Genomic DNA, 18480 nt, shown 5'->3' with positions numbered 1-18480 from the left:
TTGATAGTTTATTTAATGGTTTTGTCAAGGAGGCGGTATCATGCATGTACGCGGCAACTTCATGCTGCTGCTGGCAGCATTCATCTGGGGTACGACGTTTGTAGCACAGATGGTGGGCATGGATGGCCTGGGGCCGTTTTCGTACGCAGCGGCGCGCTACGCGCTCGGCTTCCTGTTTCTGGCCGGCCTGTGGTTTGTCTGGCGCGGCCCGCGGCAGACAGCCAGGCGCGCGGGCACGTATCATCCCGGCTGGAAAGCCGGGCTCGGGGCCGGCTGCATCATGTTCCTGGCAACGTCTTTCCAGCAGGTTGCCATGCTCTATACGACGGCTGGCAAGACGGCGTTCATCACGGCGCTTTACATCATCTTCGTGCCGATTGGTGCGGCCTTTCTCGGCAGCCGGATTCGCATCGAGAACTGGATTGGCGCCATCCTGGCGCTGGCCGGGCTCTATTACCTTTCCATCCACGGCTCGATGGATCTGAGCTTCGGCGATATGCTGGTCTTCATCAGCGCACTCTTCTGGACGGCGCACATCCTCTTCATCGACCGTTTCGCCTGTCTCGTGGATCCCATTGAACTCTCGACGACGCAGATTGGCGTCTGCACGCTGGGCAGTGTAATCTGTGCCCTGTGTTTTGAAACGGCGACGCCAGCGGCCTTCACCGATGCCTGGTTTGCGATTTTCTACGGTGGCGTCATGTCGGCCGGCGTGGCCTTCACGCTGCAGATCGTGGGACAGAAGTACGCGGAGCCGAGTCAGGCGGCCATCATCATGAGCTTTGAGGCCGTGTTCGGAGCCGTTTCGAGCTGGCTGATCCTCGGCGAAACGATGTCGCCGCTGCAGGTCCTCGGCTGTCTGCTGATGCTTTCGGGCATGATTGTCACGCAGCTTGGACCTGTCCTCGCCAAGACACATCGTTCTGCTTGAAAAATCTCCCGCTTCATTGTATAATCGTACTTGTCAAATTGTTACGGACGATGCATTTGTCCGTTTGGAATGAAGAACGTACAAGGAAGTGTTTTTAGGTGAAGCTGGATAGCTTGAAGATTGTCCTGGCCTGCCTGGCTGTGCTTCTCTTTCACTGAGATGCGATGAAGAAAAGTAAATGATTCGCGAGAGCAGAGCTGCCCTGTCAGCCCTGCTCTTTATAATAAGTAGGGGATTGCGCAGACAGGGAGGAAAATCTTTTTTCCATGGCGAATTACATCATGATAAGACTGGATTATGAGAGGGGTAGAGGCGCATGGCAGCAGACGAAACAGCAATCATAAAGCCGAAAGTGAAGATCAAGGTATTTGGCGTAGGCGGCGGCGGCAACAGCGTCCTCATGCGCATGGGCCGTCACAAGGAGCTCGATATCGATCTCATCGCCATCAATACCGATGCCAAGCAGCTGGCACAGGCCGCCGATGCAGGCGTGGATACGCTGCAGATCGGCGAGGATCTGACGAAGGGGCGCGGTACGGGCGGCAACATCGCTGTCGGCGAACAGGCAGCCAAGGAAGCGGAAGGCAAGATCCGCGATGCCATGAGCGGCGCGGACCTCATCTTCATCACCGCCGGACTCGGCGGCGGCACGGGCACGGGCGCGGCCCCCGTGGTGGCACGTGTCGCCCGCGACCTCGGGCTGCTGTCGGTGGGCGTCGTCACGCAGCCGTTCAGCTTCGAGGGCAGCCGCAAGAAACGTCTGGCCAATGAAGGGCTCATCAAGATGCAGTCGCAGATGGATGCCCTGATTCTCGTGGCGAACGACAACCTGCTCAAACTGCCGGAAAACCGTCATATGACGCTGGTCAAGGCCTTTGAGTGCGCCGACAACATCCTGCTGCAGGCCATCAACTGCATTGCCGAGCTCATCCTGACGACGGGGGTCATCAACGTCGATTTTGCCGATGTCACGACGATTTTTCGTCAGAGCGAGAGCAGCGATGCGCTTCTCGGCATCGGCCGCAGTGCGCGCAGTGCCGTGGAGGCCGTCCAGCAGGCTGTTGATAGCCCGCTCATCAGCAAGAGCCTCGAAGGAGCGCGCGGCATCATCCTCAATCTGACAGGAGACAAGACGCTGAGCCTTTACGATGTCGATGAGGCCACGCGTTACATTTACGAACACACAGATCCCGAGGTCAACATCATCCTCGGCACGGTCATCGATGATTCGCTCAGCGGCGATGTGCGGGCGACCATCATCGCGACGGATTTTGCCGACAGTGTGGTGATGAAGACGCCGGAGGTCAAGGTGCCCGAGAGCAAGGTCAAGAAGAATGCGTTCTCGCTTGAGACGCCGGGCTTCATGCAGGCAAAGACGCAGCCTGCGCGGCCTGCCGGAGCATTTGCCATCCCGGCCTTCCGCCTGATGAAGGAAGACGGCAGTCCCGAAGACCCGCAGAAAAAGTGAATCATAGCAGAAAGGAAATGGAATCTTGAACAAATTAGGCCGGTTTTCCCGCACGGAGCTGCTGCTGGGAGAAGAAGGAATGAAGAAGCTGGCAGACAGCACCGTGGCAATCTTCGGTGTGGGCGGCGTCGGCTCGTTCGTGGCGGAGGGACTTGCACGTGCCGGTGTCGGGCATCTCGTCCTCGTCGACAACGATCTCATCTGCCTGACGAATATCAACCGTCAGATTCATGCGACGTCCAGGACGGTTGGCAAGAAGAAGACGGAGACGATGAAAGCGAGGATCCTTGATATCAATCCACAGGCCGTCGTCGATACGATCGATTCGTTTTATCTGCCGGACCATGCGGCGGACTTTTTCCAGCAGCATTACGACTACGTCGTCGATGCCATCGATACGGTGACGGGCAAGATCGATCTGGTCCTGCAGTGCCGAGACCGCGGCATCCCCATCATCTGCAGCATGGGCGCGGGCAATAAGCTGGATCCGACGAAATTCGAGGTCACGGATATCTATAAGACGAGTGTTGATCCGCTCGCGCGCGTCATGCGCAAGAAACTCAAGGAAAACCGTGTGCGGAGGCTCAAGGTCGTCTATTCCCGGGAAAAGCCGCTTGTCGTGAAGCAGAGCGGTTGCGGCAAGAACTGCATCTGTCCGCCGGGCAGCGCGCGCAACTGTGATATGCGCCGGGCTGTTCCGGGCAGTATTTCGTTTGTGCCATCGGTGGTCGGCCTGATCATTGCCGGCGAGGTCGTGCGTGACATCACCGGTGCAAAAGTGGAGGTGTCGTGATGAAGATTTCCGTGCTTGGCTGCGGCCGTTGGGGAACGTTCCATGCCTGGTATGCTCATAAGATCGGACACGAGGTCATGCTCTGGGGACGCGAGGGGTCTGTGCACCTGCAGGCGCTTTCTGAAACGCGTCAGAATGAATACCTGACGCTGCCGCAGGAGGTCGCCCTGACGCATGATCTCATGGCAGCCGTATCGCATGCCGATACCATCATCATTTCCATCAGCTCCCAGCAGCTGCGCTCGTTCTGCCGGCAGCTCGCTGCGCTGGGGCTGGACCTTGAGAAGAAGCGCTTCGTGCTCTGCATGAAGGGGCTTGAGATTGGTACGGGCAAGCGTCTCACGACGGTCTTTTACGAGGAACTCGGCACTGCCATGCGCGTGGCGGTCTGGGTCGGCCCCGGACACGTGCAGGATTTCGTGCGGGGCATCCCGAACTGCATGGTCATCGCTGCCCGCGAGATGCAGTTGACGAAGGATCTCGTAACGACCTTCTCGAGTCCGCTGATCCGTTTCTACTATGGTGAGGATCTTCTGGGCACGGAGATCGGCGCTGCCTCCAAGAACGTCATCGGGCTGGCTGCCGGCATGCTCGACGGCTTTGGCTACAGCAGCCTCAAGGGCGCGCTGATGGCCCGCGGCACGCATGAGCTTTCGCGCCTCATCGAGGCGATGGGCGGCGACCGCATGACGGTGTACGGCTTGTCGCATCTCGGTGATTACGAAGCGACGCTGTTCTCGCCGCACAGCAACAACCGCCGCTTCGGGGAAGACCTCATCACGGGCAAGCCGTTCACGAAGCTGGCGGAGGGCGTCTATACGGTGGAAGCCCTGCTGGAGCTTTCACGGGAATTCCATGTGGAACTGCCCATCTGTGCGACAGTGGATGCCATCATCCATCAGCATAAGGACCCGAAGGAACAGCTGACGCAGCTTTTCATGCGGGCGACAAAAGCAGAGTGAGACAGGAAGCAGGATAGCCGGTATCCTGCTTTTTCTTTTGATTCCTGCAGGAACAGGATGCATAAAGAGAAAGGATTTGCTATGAGACTGCGTGACATTTCCCTGCGCAAGCGGCTTTGGGCAGCGAATCTGCTCATGGTCATCGTGCCGCTCGGTGCGCTGCTGGCCATCGGTTCCGTGCTGCTCGCACTGCTGCATCTTGCCGATGCCGATCACCTTGGACCGCTCTCGCTTTTCTGGCCGGAGCGCGGCCCTTCGCTGACCGTTCAGTATCTTGTCAGTGATTTGCGGAATCAGGTGGATAAGGCGGGCAAGAAGAGCGGGAAGGACGATGAAGCTCTCAAGGATCTGCTGGCCGATTGCCGCCGCTTCGAACAGCACGGCGTGCATCTGGCTGTGCTGCGCAATGGCAGCGCCGTGTATGTGACGCCTGGCAGCAATCCTGGCTTCCTGGATCAGCAGATTACGCAGCGGGTAGGACCGAGCCGGTCGGCAGAATTGTGGACCGAGGATGTCTTTGCCCTGCGTTACGCTGCCCGCCGCGGCGATGCGATGGTGCTGGCCTACGGCAGGATTGCGGCCAGGCCGGCGCCGCCGGAGGCTGCCGTGCCCATGAAGCAGGTCCTTGAGTATGCCCTGTTCTTTGCGCTGCTCGTGCTGACCTTGCTGATCCTGGCGCTCGGACGCTATCTTTCGCGCGTGCTAGACCGCCAGGTCCTGCGTCCCCTGGCGCAGCTCGTCGAGGCCTCTGCCGCCATCCGGCGCGGTGAATTCGACCATGCGCTGACGGTAAAGACGCACGATGAGGTCGGGCAGGCCTGTGCCGGCTTCGAGCGCATGCGTCAGGCGCTTTGTCAGGCGCGTCAGGAACGGCTCCATTACGAAGAGAACCGCAAGGAATTCATCGCGGGCATTTCACATGATCTGAGGACGCCTTTGACGGCCATCCGGGGCTATGTCAGCGGCCTGCGGGACGGCATCGCCCGCACGGAAGAGAAGCGGGCGCATTACCTGGCGATGATGTATGACAGCGTGCTCCTGCTGGAGCATCTCGTCAATAATCTGTTCCTGTTTTCCAAGCTGGACCTTGGCCGCATGGAATTCCACCTCGAGAAGACCTGCCTGTACGCGTACCTGACACATTATCTGCAAAGTGTGGATCTCGGCACGCAGCGGGTGCATTTCAAGCTGCTGCCGCAGGCGGGGACGCAGCAGGCGCAGGTCATGCTCGATCCGCTGCAGTTCCAGCGGGTCCTCGACAACCTGCTTTCCAACAGCCAAAAATACAGCGGACAAAAGGAGCCAGCCATTGATATCCGCTTAGCGAGAGAAGGAAAAGAATTGCTGCTCTTTTGGCAGGACCATGGTGTTGGCGTCGATTCTTCGAAGCTTCCGCGCCTGTTTGACATCTTCTATCGCGCGGATCAGGCCCGTTCGCGCGTGGCCGACGGCAGCGGGCTGGGGCTTGCCATCGTGAAGGAAATTCTTTCGGGCATGCAGGGCCGTGCTGAAGCACAGCTGACGCCCGGCGGCGGGCTGACCATTGTGTTGCACCTGCCTCTGGTGCCGGATGAGACGGGCGAGAAAAAGAAGGGAGAAGGACCATTTGATGAAAACCATCCTGATCGTGGAAGATGACGATAAGATTGCCGAGATTGAGCAGGATTATCTCCAGGCCAACGGCTTTGCCACGGAGCGTGCATCCGACGGGCGTAAGGGGCTCTCGATGGCTTTGCAGGGCGACTACGCTCTGATTCTGCTCGATATCATGCTGCCGGGGCTGGATGGTTTTGCCATCTGCCAGGAACTGCGCCGCAAGAAGGAGACGCCTGTGCTCATGGTGACGGCACGTCAGGAAGAAGTCGATATCTTGAAAGGTCTCGGTGCCGGGGCCGATGATTACATCATGAAGCCCTTCAATCCCAATGAGCTCGTGGCCCGGGTCAAATCGCACATCAGGCGGTTTGAGAGCATCATCGCCAGCAGCCGGCCGCAGGTGCATGTCATCCGCTGCGGCGACCTTGAGATCCAGCAGGATGCCTACCGAGTTCTGCTGCGCGGGAAGGAAATTCCGTTCACGCGGCGGGAGTTTGAAGTCCTGTCGTTTCTTGCTGAGAATCCTGACATTATTTTCAGCCGGGAAACGCTGTTTGAGAAGGTATGGGGCTGTGAGGCCATGGGGGATTCGGCCACGGTCATGGTGCACATCAACCGCATCCGCGAGAAGATCGAGGATGACCCGGCACATCCGAAGTATCTGGAAACGGTGCGCGGCGTCGGCTACCGGTTCCGCCGCCTCTGAAGAAAATACAGCACGCAAAAAGGGAATGAGCAATGGAGCTCATTCCCTTTTTGTTTTGGGAGAGGGGGAGTATGGGATTATGGGGTTCTTTATCGTCAGGCGGAAGCGTGGAGTACGCGTCCGGTAACGGCGTCGATATCGACCTGATATTTTGCTTCGCCGACCTTGCATTTGACGTGGTAGACGGGGCGGAAATCGCGACCTTCACCCGATGCGTGGCCGAGGCGGTCATTGGGGGCAGCCGTATTGCCCGGCTGTCCTGGTGCCTGATCCAGCTGGGACGTATTGGCAGCAGGTGAAGGCTGCTCATGCGGCTGTCCCTGAGGCGGTGCCTGTTTCTCCGCACGTGCGCCCCTGTCTTTATCCTTGCGATTTTCGCGTTTCTTGTCACGCTCGCCGTCTTTCTTATCGCGGTCAGCGGCATTCTGCAGGGAAATCTGGCGGAAGGTGATGCTGGTTTCTTCCTGTCCGATGGCCTCGGCCGTGATGGAACGCACGGCAGCCTCGTCAATCAGGGAGAGGGAGCGCTGCGAGGCCTGTGCTTCTATGAGTGCCACCCTGGCTGCCTGCTGCTGCTGGTGTGCAGCCTGTTCCTGACTGTGATGGTACCAGGCGCCTGCTCCTCCTAGTGCAGCGAGTACGACGGCGACAATGGCGGCTTTTTTGCCCCAGGATTTGTATTTTGCGGATAATTCCATGATGAATTCCTCCTTTGGGATAATAGCATGAATGATTGGTGATGGAGCGGGGCTCTCTGTTGAAGCCCTGCCTGTCCTGATTGATTTCAGTATACGGTGCCAAGCTAAACCCTGTCTAAACACATGCGGAAGCCAGACTAAAATCGTATCCATGCGGTGTCGGAAGATCTGTTGTTCGAATGTTGACTATGAGATACGAATGTGATAAAATTAAAATTTTATTTCTTTGAAAAAAGATGGTAACTGTGATATAATGAAAATGTAATTCGGGTTTTCTATGAGTTGGTTGGCATGCAGGGGGTGTATTTTTGTTACAGATAGGTGATAAAGTCGTATATCCGATGCACGGGGCTGGTGTGATTTCCGGAATCGAGAATTGTGAAGTCCTGGGCGAAGGCAAGTCCTACTATGTCCTCAAGATGCCGATGGGAAACATGAAGGTCATGATCCCAACGGACAATGCCGACCATATCGGCCTGCGGGACATCATCCCGAAGGGTGAAGTGGACAAGGTACGGGACGTGCTCGGAGCCAAGCCGGAACGTCCGCAAGGAAGCTGGAACAAGAGATTCCATGCCAATCTGGACCGCATGAAGAGCGGCGATATCTGTGATGTTGCCGCTGTGGCACGCAATCTTATCCTGCAGGACCGGCGCCGCCGCGTTTCTTCGGGAGAGCGGCGCCTGATGGACCTGGCCAAGCAGATCCTCGTCAGTGAGCTGGTATTTGCCTGCGATAAGAGCCCGCAAGAAGTAGAGAGCTGGATGGACACGGTTTTGTCGCATAACGCATATGCTTCGTAAGCTTTTTGATGGCAGCGCTCTTTTTTGACAAGTCTGAGCAGAGTAGAGTATACTGATTCTGTTTGGACTTTTCTTTTTTTATTTATTTTTTAAGGAGGTGAAGCACATGCTGGACCGTGTTTTACGTTTTTTCATCACGCTCTTCCTGGCCATTGCCGGCGGGGCGCTGCTGGACCTTGCCAGCCCGTTGCTTACCCTGTATATCAGTACGGAAATCCTGAAGATGGACATGGGGGCCATTAAAATCACGATGGCCAGTCTGCTGTGCATCCTGCTCGGCGCCATTCTCGGCGGCCTGATTGGCTTTTTCCTCTCGCCGTATCTCATACGCCGGCTCAAGAAATTCTCGATCTGGGTGGAGACACAGCTCGGCAAGATGCCTATTCACGATGTCATCGCTGGTGCTATCGGACTTTCAATCGGACTCATCATTGCGAATTTATTAGGTTATTCCTTTGCCAAGATTCCGGTGGTCGGCGATTACATCCCCGTGATTTTCAGCATCGTGTTCGGTTATCTCGGCATCCATGTCACCATCAAGAAGCGCGAGGAGCTTGCCGGTCTGTTTGACTTCATTCCGCGTTTCATGAAGGAACTCAGCCGGGCCAGGGAGGCAAAGAATCAGGCCGACAAGACTGGCGGGAATCAGCCTGTGGCGGGGGTGCCGGCAGATGGAAAAGCACCGGCTGCGGATAAGCTCTATAAGCTGCTCGATACGAGCGTCATCATCGATGGGCGCATTGCGGATATCTGTGATACGGGCTTTATCGAGGGCACGCTGCTCATCCCCGTCTTCGTGCTCGAGGAGCTTCAGCATATTGCGGATTCCGCCGATGTACTCAAGCGCACGCGCGGGCGCCGTGGCCTCGACATTCTGCAGCGCATCCGTCAGGGGACGAAAGTCAAGGTTGAGATCACGAATGTCGATTTTGACGATATCGCTGAGGTGGATTCCAAGCTCGTGCGCCTCGGCCAGCAGGTCGGCGGCAAGATCATCACGAATGATTTCAATCTCAATAAGGTGGCGCAGCTGCGCGGCGTGCCAGTGCTCAACATCAACGAGCTCTCCAATGCCGTGAAGCCTGTCGTCATCCCCGGGGAGACGATGCGCGTCACCGTGGTCAAGTCGGGCAAGGAGCCCGGTCAGGGCGTGGCATATCTCGACGACGGCACGATGATCGTCATCGAGAATGGCCACCGTCACATGAACGAAACCATCCAGGTGGAGGTCACGTCGGCGCTGCAGACGGCGGCGGGACGCATGATCTTTGCCAAGCCGGCTCATGTGTGAAGGGAGGCAGTCCAAGTGGGAATGGTCAGCGCTATCTTTCCTGCTGCAGGCCAGGGCAAGCGCATGCAGGCAGGGCTCAACAAGGTCTTTCTCGAACTCATGGGAGAATCCATTCTGCTGCGCACGCTGCGCCAGTTTTCCGTGGTGCCGGCCGTAAAAGAGCTCGTCGTGGTGACGGGCAAGGATGAGGTGGCGGTCGTGCGCCGCCGTCTTTCCCGCGTGCCGGGACTCAAGCCCCTCAAGGTCGTGGCGGGCGGCACGGAGCGCCAGTATTCCATCTGGAACGGTCTGCGGCAGTCTGCGCCGGAAGCAGATGTCGTGCTCGTTCACGATGCGGCGCGCCCGCTCGTGACGCGGGAAACCATCGAGGCCGTTATCGCGGCGGCCAGAGAGCACGGCGCGGCAATTGCCGCGGTCCCTGAAAAGAATACCGTCAAGATTGTTGCGGACGGCATCGTGACGGCGACGCCCGACCGTTCCATGCTCTGGAGTGTTCAGACGCCGCAGGGCTTCCATCGCGACCTTCTCATCGCAGCCAATGAGCAGGCCGAACGGGATGGATTTCTGGGTACGGACGACGCCTCGCTGGTCGAGCATTACGGCACGCCGGTGCACGTCGTCATGGATTCGTATCGCAATATCAAGATCACGACGCCGGAGGACCTCATCATCGCGGAAGCACTTCTGCGCCATGAGCACGGCGGCATACGGGATTCCCTGCGCAAGGCGGCAAAGAAGGCCGCGGAACATCTGGCAGGGAATCGCTAGGGAAAGGAGCATTTGTAGATATGACACGCTTCGGTATGGGATACGATGTCCATCGTCTCGTCGAGGGACGCAAACTCATCATCGGCGGGGTGGAGATCCCGCATACGCTGGGGCTTCTGGGGCATTCGGATGCCGATGTCCTGCTGCATGCCGTGGCCGACGCCCTGCTCGGTGCGGCGGCGCTCGGCGACATCGGGCGGCATTTCCCTGATACGGATCCCCGCTACGAGGGCGCGGACAGCCGGAAACTCCTCGCGCGGGTGGCAGAACTCCTGCACGAATCCGGCTACCGCGTAGGCAATGTCGATGCGACGATCGTGGCGCAGAAGCCCAAGATGAAGGATTTCATCCCGCAGATGAATGCCAACATCGCACAGATCCTGGGGGTGAATCTGGATCAGGTCAATGTCAAGGCCACGACGGAGGAACGCCTGGGGTTCACGGGTGCAGAGCAGGGCATTTCGGCTTATGCGGTTGCGGGAATCGAGAACCTGTGATAGAATAAGCCCTATATAAGGAAAAGCTGGGAACGGGAGAGTACATCCGGGCGTTCATGCAGAGAGGCCGGCATCTGGTGTGAGCAGGCTATGAGCAAGCGGATGGAATTGCACCCGGGAGCTGCCGTGCTGAACGAAGAACGTAGGCATGGCCGCAGGAATGCGTTACATTCTTGAGTGAAGGGGCGCTTGTCCCTTAAACAGAGTGGAACCACGGCCCCGCGTCTCTGATGAGATGTGGGGCCTTTGATGTGTGTGTTGTATGTGTTTAGGAGGGACGTCCATGAGTTTCTTTTCGCGGCTCCGCAAGGATATCCGTGTTGTTTTTGAGCGTGATCCGGCAGCTCGCAGCGTGCTGGAAGTCCTTTTCTGTTATTCCGGCCTTCATGCCATCTGGCTCCACCGCATTTCGCATGCGCTGTACAAGCGCGGCTGGATCTTAATCCCGCGCATGATCTCGAATCTCGGCCGCTTTCTGACGGGCATTGAGATCCATCCCGGCGCGACGATCGGCGAAGGCCTCTTCATCGATCACGGCACGGGCATCGTCATCGGCGAGACGGCTGAGATCGGCAAGAATGTCACGCTCTATCAGGGCGTGACGCTCGGCGGCACGGGCAAGGAGAAGGGCAAGCGCCATCCGACCATCGGCAACAATGTGGTCGTGGCGTCGGGTGCCAAGGTGCTCGGTTCGTTCACAGTCGGCGATCACGCCAAGATTGGCGCCGGCTCCGTCGTATTGAAGCCGGTGCCGGCCTATGCGACGGTAGTCGGTATTCCGGGGCGCATCGTCGTCATGCACGGCAGGCGCGTCCGTACAGCCGAGGAACTTCGGCAGGCCGTGCGCGACACGCATCATCTCGTGGAACCCGAGGATAATATCACGGATATCGAGGAAGAACTTGATGTCGACCTCGACCATGACATGCTGCCGGATCCGGATGAGGAAGCACGCGAGTGCATGATGCGCCAGATCCAGATGCTGGAGAAGAAAGTCAGGGCACTTGAGGAAAGAATGGAGGAGAACCATAAAAATGCTTAAAGTCTACAATACGATGACCCGCCAGAAAGAGGAATTCAAGCCGCTCAAGCCGGGGGAAGTCAGCATCTACTGCTGCGGCGTCACGCCGTACAACCATCCGCATATCGGCAATGCCCGCCCGTTTGTGACGTGGGATGTCATCCGCCGTTATTTCGCGAAGAAAGGGTACAAGGTCCATTACATCCAGAATTTCACGGATGTCGATGACAAGATCATCGCTGCCGCCAACAAAGAAGGCGTAACGTGGAAGGATATCTCGGACCGATACATCAAGGCGTATTTCGAGGCCATGGATGCCCTCAATGTGCGCCATGCCGATGTCTACCCGCGTGTCAGCGAGACGATGCCGGAGATCATCGCCATGGTCCAGAAGCTCATCGACAAGGGCTATGCCTATGTCGTGGACGGCGATGTCTTCTACAGTGTGGAGAAGTTCGCAGGGTACGGCAAGCTCAGCGGCCGCGATCTTGAGGATATGAAGGCAGGCGCCCGTATTGAAGTCGATACGCGCAAGCATCATCCGATGGATTTTGCCCTCTGGAAATCGGCAAAGCCGGGTGAGCCGTCCTGGGACAGCCCCTGGGGCAAGGGACGCCCGGGCTGGCACATCGAGTGCAGCACGATGTCGCTCAAGTACCTCGGCGAGAAATTTGATTTCCACGGCGGCGGCAGCGACCTGATTTTCCCGCATCATGAGAATGAGATCGCGCAATCCCAGGCATGCATCGGCGACGACCACAGCTTTGCCCGGTACTGGCTCCACAACGGGTTCATCACCATTCACAACGAGAAGATGTCGAAGTCCAAGAATAATTTCTTTACGGTCAAGGACATCCTCAAGGAATATCCGGGCGAAGTGATCCGCTTCTTCATCCTGCAGACGCATTACCGCAGCCCGCTCGATTTCTCGGATGAACGCCTCAAGGAAGCTCAGACGAGCCTCGGCCGTCTGGCCAACACGAAGGCATACATCGATGAGCTCGCAAAGAAAGAGGGCAATTCGGATACGGCAGCAGAGCTTGCAGGTACGGCAGCAGAACTGCTGAAGAATTTCTATGAGGCCATGGACGATGACTTCAACACGGCACTGGCCATCAGCCAGATGTTCGCGCTGTCAAAGGAAATCAATATCTATTACCAGGACGTGACGAACGGCGGCAAGGCGTTCGATGCGGAGAATTTTGCCAAGGTCCGTGCGGCCTATATGGAAATGGCCGGCATCATCGGTATTTTCGAGCAGCAGGAAGCAGCCAGGGACGATGGCTTCGCAGACAAGCTCATGGAGATCATCATCGCGCTCCGTCAGGATGCGCGCAAGGAGAAGAATTGGGCACTGGCTGACAAGATTCGCGACGAGCTCAAGGCGGCAGGTGTCGTCCTCGAAGATACGCCGAATGGGGTACGGTGGAAAAAGGCATGAAGTTTTCACGATTCAAGCAGCTGGTAGACATGATGTTCCAGCCGGATGGCGAGGGCGGTATCGTAGAACGATACGCCGAAAAGGACCCGAGGGCCATTCATCCACTCGTGCTCGCCTATGTCGGTGATGCGTATTTCCATCTGTTCGTGCGCACGCGCCTGCTCTCGTTCGAGCAGGCACAGGTCCAGGCCCTGCACACGTTCAGTGCACAGATCGTTTCAGCTGTCTGGCAGGCCAGAGCCTATCAGGGCATTGAGGCGATGCTGACGGAAGAGGAGAAAGGCATCTATCGCCGCGGACGCAATGCCAAGAGCCATGCGCCGCGCAGCGCAAGCGTGGCCGAATACCATGCGAGTACGGGCTTTGAAGCCCTGATTGGCAGCCTCTTCCTCGCCGGCAGGGAAGAGCGCCTCGAAGAAATCTGTGAGGCGTCCTTCCAGGTGATCAGCCGGGCCATGATGAAGTCGATACAGGAACGCCATCTGCCACAGGAATCATGATGGCAGAGCCATGCTGGATGACAGGAGGGAAATTTCACCGATGATCAAAGTGAAACTTTTGGACTATACGCCGGAACCGGAACGCGTCGTGGCCATGGCGGCCCGCCTTTGCTATTCCGCCAGCGGTGCGGAGGAACTCTCCGAACGTCTGGATGACAACAAGGTGCGCGAGATGGTGCGCAAGATGGTGCGCATTGGTCATGGTTCGACGCTGGAGCACGCATCGTTCACCTTCGGCATCGAAGGTGTTTCGCGCGTGCTCACGCATCAGCTTGTACGCCATCGCATTGCAAGCTACGACCAGCAGTCGCAGCGCTATGTGGCGGCACATGGTTTTCAGTACATCACGCCGCCGAGCATCGCGGAAAAGCCCGCTGCCAAGGCCCGTTATGAGGCCCTGATGGAAGAGATTCGCGCCGTCTACGATGAACTGACGGAGATGGGGGTCCCGAAGGAGGATGCCCGCTACGTGCTCGCGAATGCAACGGAAACCAAGATCCTCGTGACGATGAATGCGCGCAGCCTGATGCATTTCTTCAATCTGCGCTGCTGCAACCGCGCGCAGTGGGAGATCCGCGAGATGGCATATAAGATGCTGGCAGAGGTCAAGAAGGTGGCGCCGACGCTCTTCTTCAATGCCGGGGCCAGCTGTGTCAATACGGGCCGCTGCCCGGAAGGTGAGATGACTTGCGGCAGGCTCCAGGAGATGCTCAAGCTGCGGGAAAAGGATTGAATATGGAACGAAAAAACAAAGAGAACAACAAGAAGCGGGAAAAACGGGACAAGCAGCTGCCGTTCCGGAAGATGCGCGAGCGTTCCGCTTCGCGTCCCGAAAGCCGTGAGCGCCATGAGGAACCGGCGCGGGAGCTGCCGGATGATGTGCTCGTAGGGCGCAACGCCGTGACGGAAGCACTCAAGTCAGGACGCGGTATCAACAGGATCCTCGTCGCCACTGGCGACCGGGAAGGGTCCATTGCGGAAATCCTGGCCATGGCCAGGGAACGCGGTGTCGTCGTGCAGAATGTGGAGCGTGCCAAGATTGAATCCCTGGCGTGCGGTCATCGCCATCAGGGCGTACTGGCCTATGTGGCGCCCGTTCCCTATGCGGAGCTCGAGGACATCCTGAAAGCAGCTGAGGAGAAGGGGGAATCACCGTTTCTCGTGCTCCTCGATGAGCTGGAGGACCCGCACAATCTCGGCGCCCTGCTGCGCACGGCCGATGCGACTGGTGTGCACGGCATCCTCATCCCGAAGCGCCGCAGTGTTTCACTGAATGCCACGGTGGCTAAGACTTCGGCTGGCGCAGTCGAATACGTGCCGGTGGCGCGCATCGGCAATATCGCGCAGACGCTGAAGGCTCTCAAGGAAAAGGGCTTCTGGGTGGCAGGTGCCGATATGGACGGCGAGAAGGCGTATTATGAAGCGGATCTCACGGGTCCGCTGGTGCTGGTGGTCGGCAGCGAGGGGAAGGGGATGAGCCGCCTGACCAAGGAAGCCTGCGACTTCATCGTGAGCATGCCGATGGTCGGTCATATCAATTCACTCAATGCATCGGTCGCCGGCTCCATCCTCATGTATGAGTCCATGCGCCAGAGACTCGCGAAGCGCGGCTGATGCCGTGCCTTGACGCACGATGGAAAAAAGGGGTATAATCTCACTGTTGAGAGACAATGCATAAATATTAAACGTCGTGTTTGTAAAGGAGAAGGTGCGATGGGAGCAGAAGCAGACACGGATGACATGGAGGAGATGTACCGCGGGTACGAGCATCTTACCGATGAAGAGATCCTCCTGGACATCAAAGAAAACAACAACAAGGTCGCACTGGATTATCTGATCAACAAGTACCGGAATTTTGTCCGGGCCAAGGCACGCTCGTATTTTCTCATCGGCGCGGACCGGGAAGACATCATTCAGGAAGGCATGATCGGCTTTTACAAGGCCATTCGCGACTTCCGCAATGACAAGCTCTCCTCGTTCCGGGCTTTTGCGGAACTTTGCGTGACGCGTCAGATCATCACGGCCATCAAGACCGCGACCCGACAGAAACACATTCCGCTGAATTCCTATGTTTCCCTGAATAAACCGATTTACGATGAGGATTCGGACCGTACCCTGCTCGATGTCATATCGGGGGCCAAGGTGTCGGACCCCGAAGAACTCGTCATCAGTCAGGAGGAATTTGCGGATATCGAAGCCAAGATGGAAGAGATCCTTTCCGATTTGGAATGGAAGGTGCTCATGAGCTACCTGGATGGCAAGTCCTATCAGGAGATTGCCGAGGATCTCGGACGTCATGTCAAGTCCATCGACAATGCTCTGCAGCGCGTGAAGCGCAAGCTGGAGAAGTATATGGAGACTCGCAGTGATGATATCGATATCAACACGATTTACAAGGGATTGTCTTCCATCAACAGACGACTGCGTGCTACGGAAGATGATTCTCTGTAATATGGGTTGACAACTATCCCTTGATGGGTTTATCCTATCATAGTAAACAGTTATACTGAAAACTGCATATGAGGGAACAGGTGCCGCCTGCGGGCGGCTGAAAAGAGAAGCCGGTTGAAGGCCGGCGCGGTCCCGCCACTGTAAGGGGAGCGAATCTGCAGGAATGTCACTGGGGAAACCTGGGAAGGCGCAGAGAAGCGATGAACCAAGCCAGGAGAACTGCCTGTCCGAAAATCACCGTTATACCTGCGAGCGATGGGAAGGCGATTTTATATCGATGGCATGACAGCAATGGATATAAGAGGTCTTTTTGCATACGCAAAAGGACCTCTTTTTTATATGTTTTTTCAAGGATTTGACAGGGAGGAATTTCGATGAAGAAATGGGAAAAATTACTGGCAGCAGGTCTTTTCTGTACGGCAGTAGCCGGCTTCTACAATCCGGCTGCAGAAGCTGCGTATCAGCTGAACCCGGAAGTCAAGAATGCGACGATGGCTCTGAAGACGGCCTCGGAGATCGGTGTCCTGACGAATGAGAACAAGGACCTGGCCAACCTGCAGAATAAAGATGCCATTGTGGTCATGACGTTTGGCACGACGTTCAAGGATACGCGCACGAAGACCATCGATGCAACGGTCGACGCAATCAAGGCCGCGCATCCCGGCGTCAAGGTCGTGACGGCTTATACATCCCATATCATCATCGACCGCGTCGCTAAGAACGAAGGCATTAAGTTCCCGACGCCGGAGGAAGCACTGGACCAGCTCAAGGCAGAGGGCTACAGCCGCGTGGCGCTCGTCTCCCTCGATGTCATCCCGGGCATGGAGTACAATTACGACATGGGCGTTTATCAGAACTATAAGAATCAGTTCAAGAAGATGACGCTTGGTACCTCGCTCATGTACTGGCAGGGACAGGCCGAGCAGCCGGATGATGTGACGGAAACCATCAAGGCACTTGCCACGCAGTTCCCGAAGCAGGGCAAGCATGATGCCATCCTCATCATGGCACATGGCACGCCGCAGGTATCGAATGCGTATTATTCCGTCATTCAGGCCAAGATTGACGAGCTCGGCTATAAGAATGTATATGTCTACACCGTTGAGGGCTGGCCGTCTCTTGAGACTGTCATGCCGAAACTCAAAGCAAATGGCATCAAGAATGTGACGCTGATGCCGATGATGATGGTGGCCGGCGACCATGCCAACAACGATATGGCAGGTTCGGACCCGGATTCCCACAAATCCATCCTTGAGAAGGCCGGCTATACCGTCACGCCGTACATCCACGGCATCGGCGAAAACAAGGCCGTACAGGCTCTCTACGTTGAGCGTGCCAACGATGCATGGCAGGCTCTTGAAGCACCGAGCAAATGAGCTGAGCCATAGGCCTTTCTTAGAATTTGGCGAAAAAGCAGGAGGATGGGAACGCTGCGTCGAAATTAGTCAATAAATTGAACAGATTGGCAGGACACATGTCTTATCGGTCTTGTTTTCACCCATACCACTTTTTCTATGTCAATGAGAGGAAGGATTAATTATGGCAGAAATGACAAAGAAAGCCCAGATTTTTCAGGATTTCCTGAAAGAGAAAAAGATTGAAGCATTTGAGGTAGAAACCCTTCCTGACGATCCGGAACAGACGACGGCGTTCCGTTCCCATGTTGAGGTAGATGGTCAGCGTCTGCCGATGCTGGTACTTCTGGACCACAGCGTATTTTCGATGATTCGCGTGCAGATTTCGCCGCGCTGCCGTACGGCAGAGAATGAAAAGGCCGTGCTTGAATTGGCCAATGAACAGAATTTCAAATACAAGCCCTTCAAGCTTTACTTCGATAAAGAAGGTTCTTTGATTCTTGACATCTGCCTGCTGACGCCGGATGAGGATTCCAAGGAACTCGGCAATATGCTCTACGCCATGTTCGACGTAATGATTGGCTACCTCAACGAGAATTATCGCGCTTTGATGAAGGCCATCTGGTAAGCTCGAAAGACTCTGGAAAATGCCATCGCAGGCATGATTTACCTGCGATGGCATTTTTATGCATATTCTAAAAAAATTATATAAAAGGTGTTGACAAGTCAATCCATATCCTGTATCATAGTACAAGTCGCTGAGAGATACGGCAACTGCAAAAAGCTCAAAAGCCTTGACTGGCAAGGGATTTGCGGAAAACCGAAAGACTTGAAAAAAGAAAGAAAAACTTCTTGACAAGGCCTTATCGATGCGATAAGATATAAAAGTCGCTTGAAGCGAGAGCTTCAAAAGACAAAGTTGTTCTTTGAAAACTAAACAATGCAACATGAATCATTTGTGATTCAAGCCAGATGTTTTTAAAAACATCGATTGATTATGAACATAAGCAATCGGCAATTTCTTTTGCTGACCTGTCCAAGAGCCGTTAAGGCGATTGGGTAACAGCTCGCACGTGAAAACATCCCAAGAACCAAGCCCGCAGGGCGCAGGTGATTGGCTGATGTTGACCACGAGTGACTTGGAATCAGGCAGTAACCAAGATAATTAGAGCCAATCAAGGTTCTTCATAAATTTTATG

The 18480-nt window shown here is 56.2% G+C and carries 19 protein-coding genes, 1 riboswitch and 1 other annotated feature; of the genes, 18 read left to right on the top strand and 1 reads right to left on the bottom strand.

All coding sequences use genetic code 11. From position 1 onward, the window contains the following. Positions 1 to 40: 40 nt before the first annotated feature. From DWZ54_RS10775 to DWZ54_RS10750, 6 genes are all read left to right on the top strand, one after another. Positions 41 to 931, top strand: a complete 891-nt coding sequence (locus tag DWZ54_RS10775; protein WP_118476247.1) for a DMT family transporter — start codon at positions 41 to 43, stop codon at positions 929 to 931. 316 nt (positions 932 to 1247) lie between these two features. Further along, positions 1248 to 2399 (top strand): cell division protein FtsZ, encoded by a 1152-nt coding sequence (gene ftsZ / locus DWZ54_RS10770; protein WP_118476245.1) that lies wholly within the window; start codon positions 1248 to 1250, stop codon positions 2397 to 2399. A 25-nt stretch (positions 2400 to 2424) separates the two neighbouring features. After that, positions 2425 to 3192: a ThiF family adenylyltransferase gene (locus DWZ54_RS10765; RefSeq protein WP_118476243.1), complete on the top strand. Its 768-nt coding sequence runs from the start codon at positions 2425 to 2427 to the stop codon at positions 3190 to 3192. Then, on the top strand, positions 3192 to 4154 hold the full coding sequence (locus DWZ54_RS10760) for an NAD(P)H-dependent glycerol-3-phosphate dehydrogenase (RefSeq protein WP_118476242.1): 963 nt from the start codon (positions 3192 to 3194) through the stop codon (positions 4152 to 4154). Before DWZ54_RS10765 ends, DWZ54_RS10760 begins: the two co-directional genes overlap by 1 nt. Positions 4155 to 4235: 81 nt before the next feature. Further along, complete coding sequence (locus tag DWZ54_RS10755; RefSeq protein WP_158573654.1) at positions 4236 to 5792, top strand: cell wall metabolism sensor histidine kinase WalK; 1557 nt, start codon at positions 4236 to 4238, stop codon at positions 5790 to 5792. After that, positions 5764 to 6456, top strand: a complete 693-nt coding sequence (locus DWZ54_RS10750; protein ID WP_118476238.1) for a response regulator transcription factor — start codon at positions 5764 to 5766, stop codon at positions 6454 to 6456. Before DWZ54_RS10755 ends, DWZ54_RS10750 begins: the two co-directional genes overlap by 29 nt. Before the next feature lie 95 nt (positions 6457 to 6551). On the opposite strand, the gene DWZ54_RS10745 is transcribed toward DWZ54_RS10750, so the two are convergent. Continuing rightward, on the bottom strand, positions 6552 to 7154 hold the full coding sequence (locus tag DWZ54_RS10745) for a peptidase (protein ID WP_118476236.1): 603 nt from the start codon (positions 7152 to 7154) through the stop codon (positions 6552 to 6554). A 308-nt stretch (positions 7155 to 7462) separates the two neighbouring features. On the opposite strand from DWZ54_RS10745, the gene DWZ54_RS10740 reads away from it, so the two are divergent. The 12 genes from DWZ54_RS10740 (at position 7463) to DWZ54_RS10685 (ending at position 17909) form a co-directional block, all read left to right on the top strand. Continuing rightward, positions 7463 to 7957, top strand: a complete 495-nt coding sequence (locus tag DWZ54_RS10740; protein WP_118476234.1) for a CarD family transcriptional regulator — start codon at positions 7463 to 7465, stop codon at positions 7955 to 7957. 106 nt (positions 7958 to 8063) lie between these two features. Further along, on the top strand, positions 8064 to 9248 hold the full coding sequence (locus DWZ54_RS10735) for a PIN/TRAM domain-containing protein (protein ID WP_118476232.1): 1185 nt from the start codon (positions 8064 to 8066) through the stop codon (positions 9246 to 9248). Between the two features lie 21 nt (positions 9249 to 9269). Beyond that, positions 9270 to 10016 carry a 2-C-methyl-D-erythritol 4-phosphate cytidylyltransferase gene (gene ispD, locus DWZ54_RS10730; protein ID WP_118476230.1) on the top strand — a complete coding sequence of 249 codons (747 nt, stop codon included), beginning with the start codon at positions 9270 to 9272 and terminating at the stop codon, positions 10014 to 10016. 20 nt (positions 10017 to 10036) lie between these two features. Beyond that, a complete protein-coding gene (ispF, locus tag DWZ54_RS10725; protein ID WP_118476228.1) occupies positions 10037 to 10513 on the top strand; it encodes a 2-C-methyl-D-erythritol 2,4-cyclodiphosphate synthase in 477 nt (158 codons plus the stop codon). 19 nt (positions 10514 to 10532) lie between these two features. Then, positions 10533 to 10745 (top strand) — a binding site (T-box leader). A 51-nt stretch (positions 10746 to 10796) separates the two neighbouring features. Beyond that, on the top strand, positions 10797 to 11555 hold the full coding sequence (gene cysE / locus DWZ54_RS10720) for a serine O-acetyltransferase (protein ID WP_118016373.1): 759 nt from the start codon (positions 10797 to 10799) through the stop codon (positions 11553 to 11555). Then, the gene (gene cysS / locus DWZ54_RS10715) at positions 11548 to 12975 is read left to right on the top strand and encodes a cysteine--tRNA ligase (protein ID WP_118016372.1); all 1428 of its coding nucleotides are present in this window, start codon (positions 11548 to 11550) and stop codon (positions 12973 to 12975) included. The genes cysE and cysS overlap by 8 nt, the downstream gene beginning before the upstream one ends. Further along, positions 12972 to 13475: a Mini-ribonuclease 3 gene (locus tag DWZ54_RS10710; protein ID WP_118016371.1), complete on the top strand. Its 504-nt coding sequence runs from the start codon at positions 12972 to 12974 to the stop codon at positions 13473 to 13475. Before cysS ends, DWZ54_RS10710 begins: the two co-directional genes overlap by 4 nt. A gap of 40 nt (positions 13476 to 13515) precedes the next feature. Further along, a complete protein-coding gene (gene thyX / locus DWZ54_RS10705) occupies positions 13516 to 14208 on the top strand; it encodes an FAD-dependent thymidylate synthase (RefSeq protein WP_118016370.1) in 693 nt (230 codons plus the stop codon). 71 nt (positions 14209 to 14279) lie between these two features. Then, positions 14280 to 15089 carry a 23S rRNA (guanosine(2251)-2'-O)-methyltransferase RlmB gene (gene rlmB, locus DWZ54_RS10700; protein ID WP_370245775.1) on the top strand — a complete coding sequence of 270 codons (810 nt, stop codon included), beginning with the start codon at positions 14280 to 14282 and terminating at the stop codon, positions 15087 to 15089. Positions 15090 to 15188: 99 nt separating this feature from the next. After that, the gene (gene sigH, locus DWZ54_RS10695) at positions 15189 to 15926 is read left to right on the top strand and encodes an RNA polymerase sporulation sigma factor SigH (RefSeq protein WP_118016368.1); all 738 of its coding nucleotides are present in this window, start codon (positions 15189 to 15191) and stop codon (positions 15924 to 15926) included. Between the two features lie 61 nt (positions 15927 to 15987). Further along, positions 15988 to 16168: riboswitch (cobalamin riboswitch) on the top strand. Positions 16169 to 16300: 132 nt separating this feature from the next. Beyond that, positions 16301 to 17302, top strand: a complete 1002-nt coding sequence (locus DWZ54_RS10690) for a sirohydrochlorin cobaltochelatase (RefSeq protein ID WP_118476224.1) — start codon at positions 16301 to 16303, stop codon at positions 17300 to 17302. 163 nt (positions 17303 to 17465) lie between these two features. Continuing rightward, positions 17466 to 17909 carry a hypothetical protein gene (locus DWZ54_RS10685; RefSeq protein WP_118016366.1) on the top strand — a complete coding sequence of 148 codons (444 nt, stop codon included), beginning with the start codon at positions 17466 to 17468 and terminating at the stop codon, positions 17907 to 17909. Positions 17910 to 18480: the final 571 nt, after the last annotated feature.

The organism is Mitsuokella sp. AF33-22, from assembly GCF_003475755.1.
Taxonomy (GTDB): domain Bacteria; phylum Bacillota; class Negativicutes; order Selenomonadales; family Selenomonadaceae; genus Mitsuokella.
Note: the sequence above shows the minus strand (reverse complement) of the source record. Positions and strands in the feature narration are given on the sequence as shown.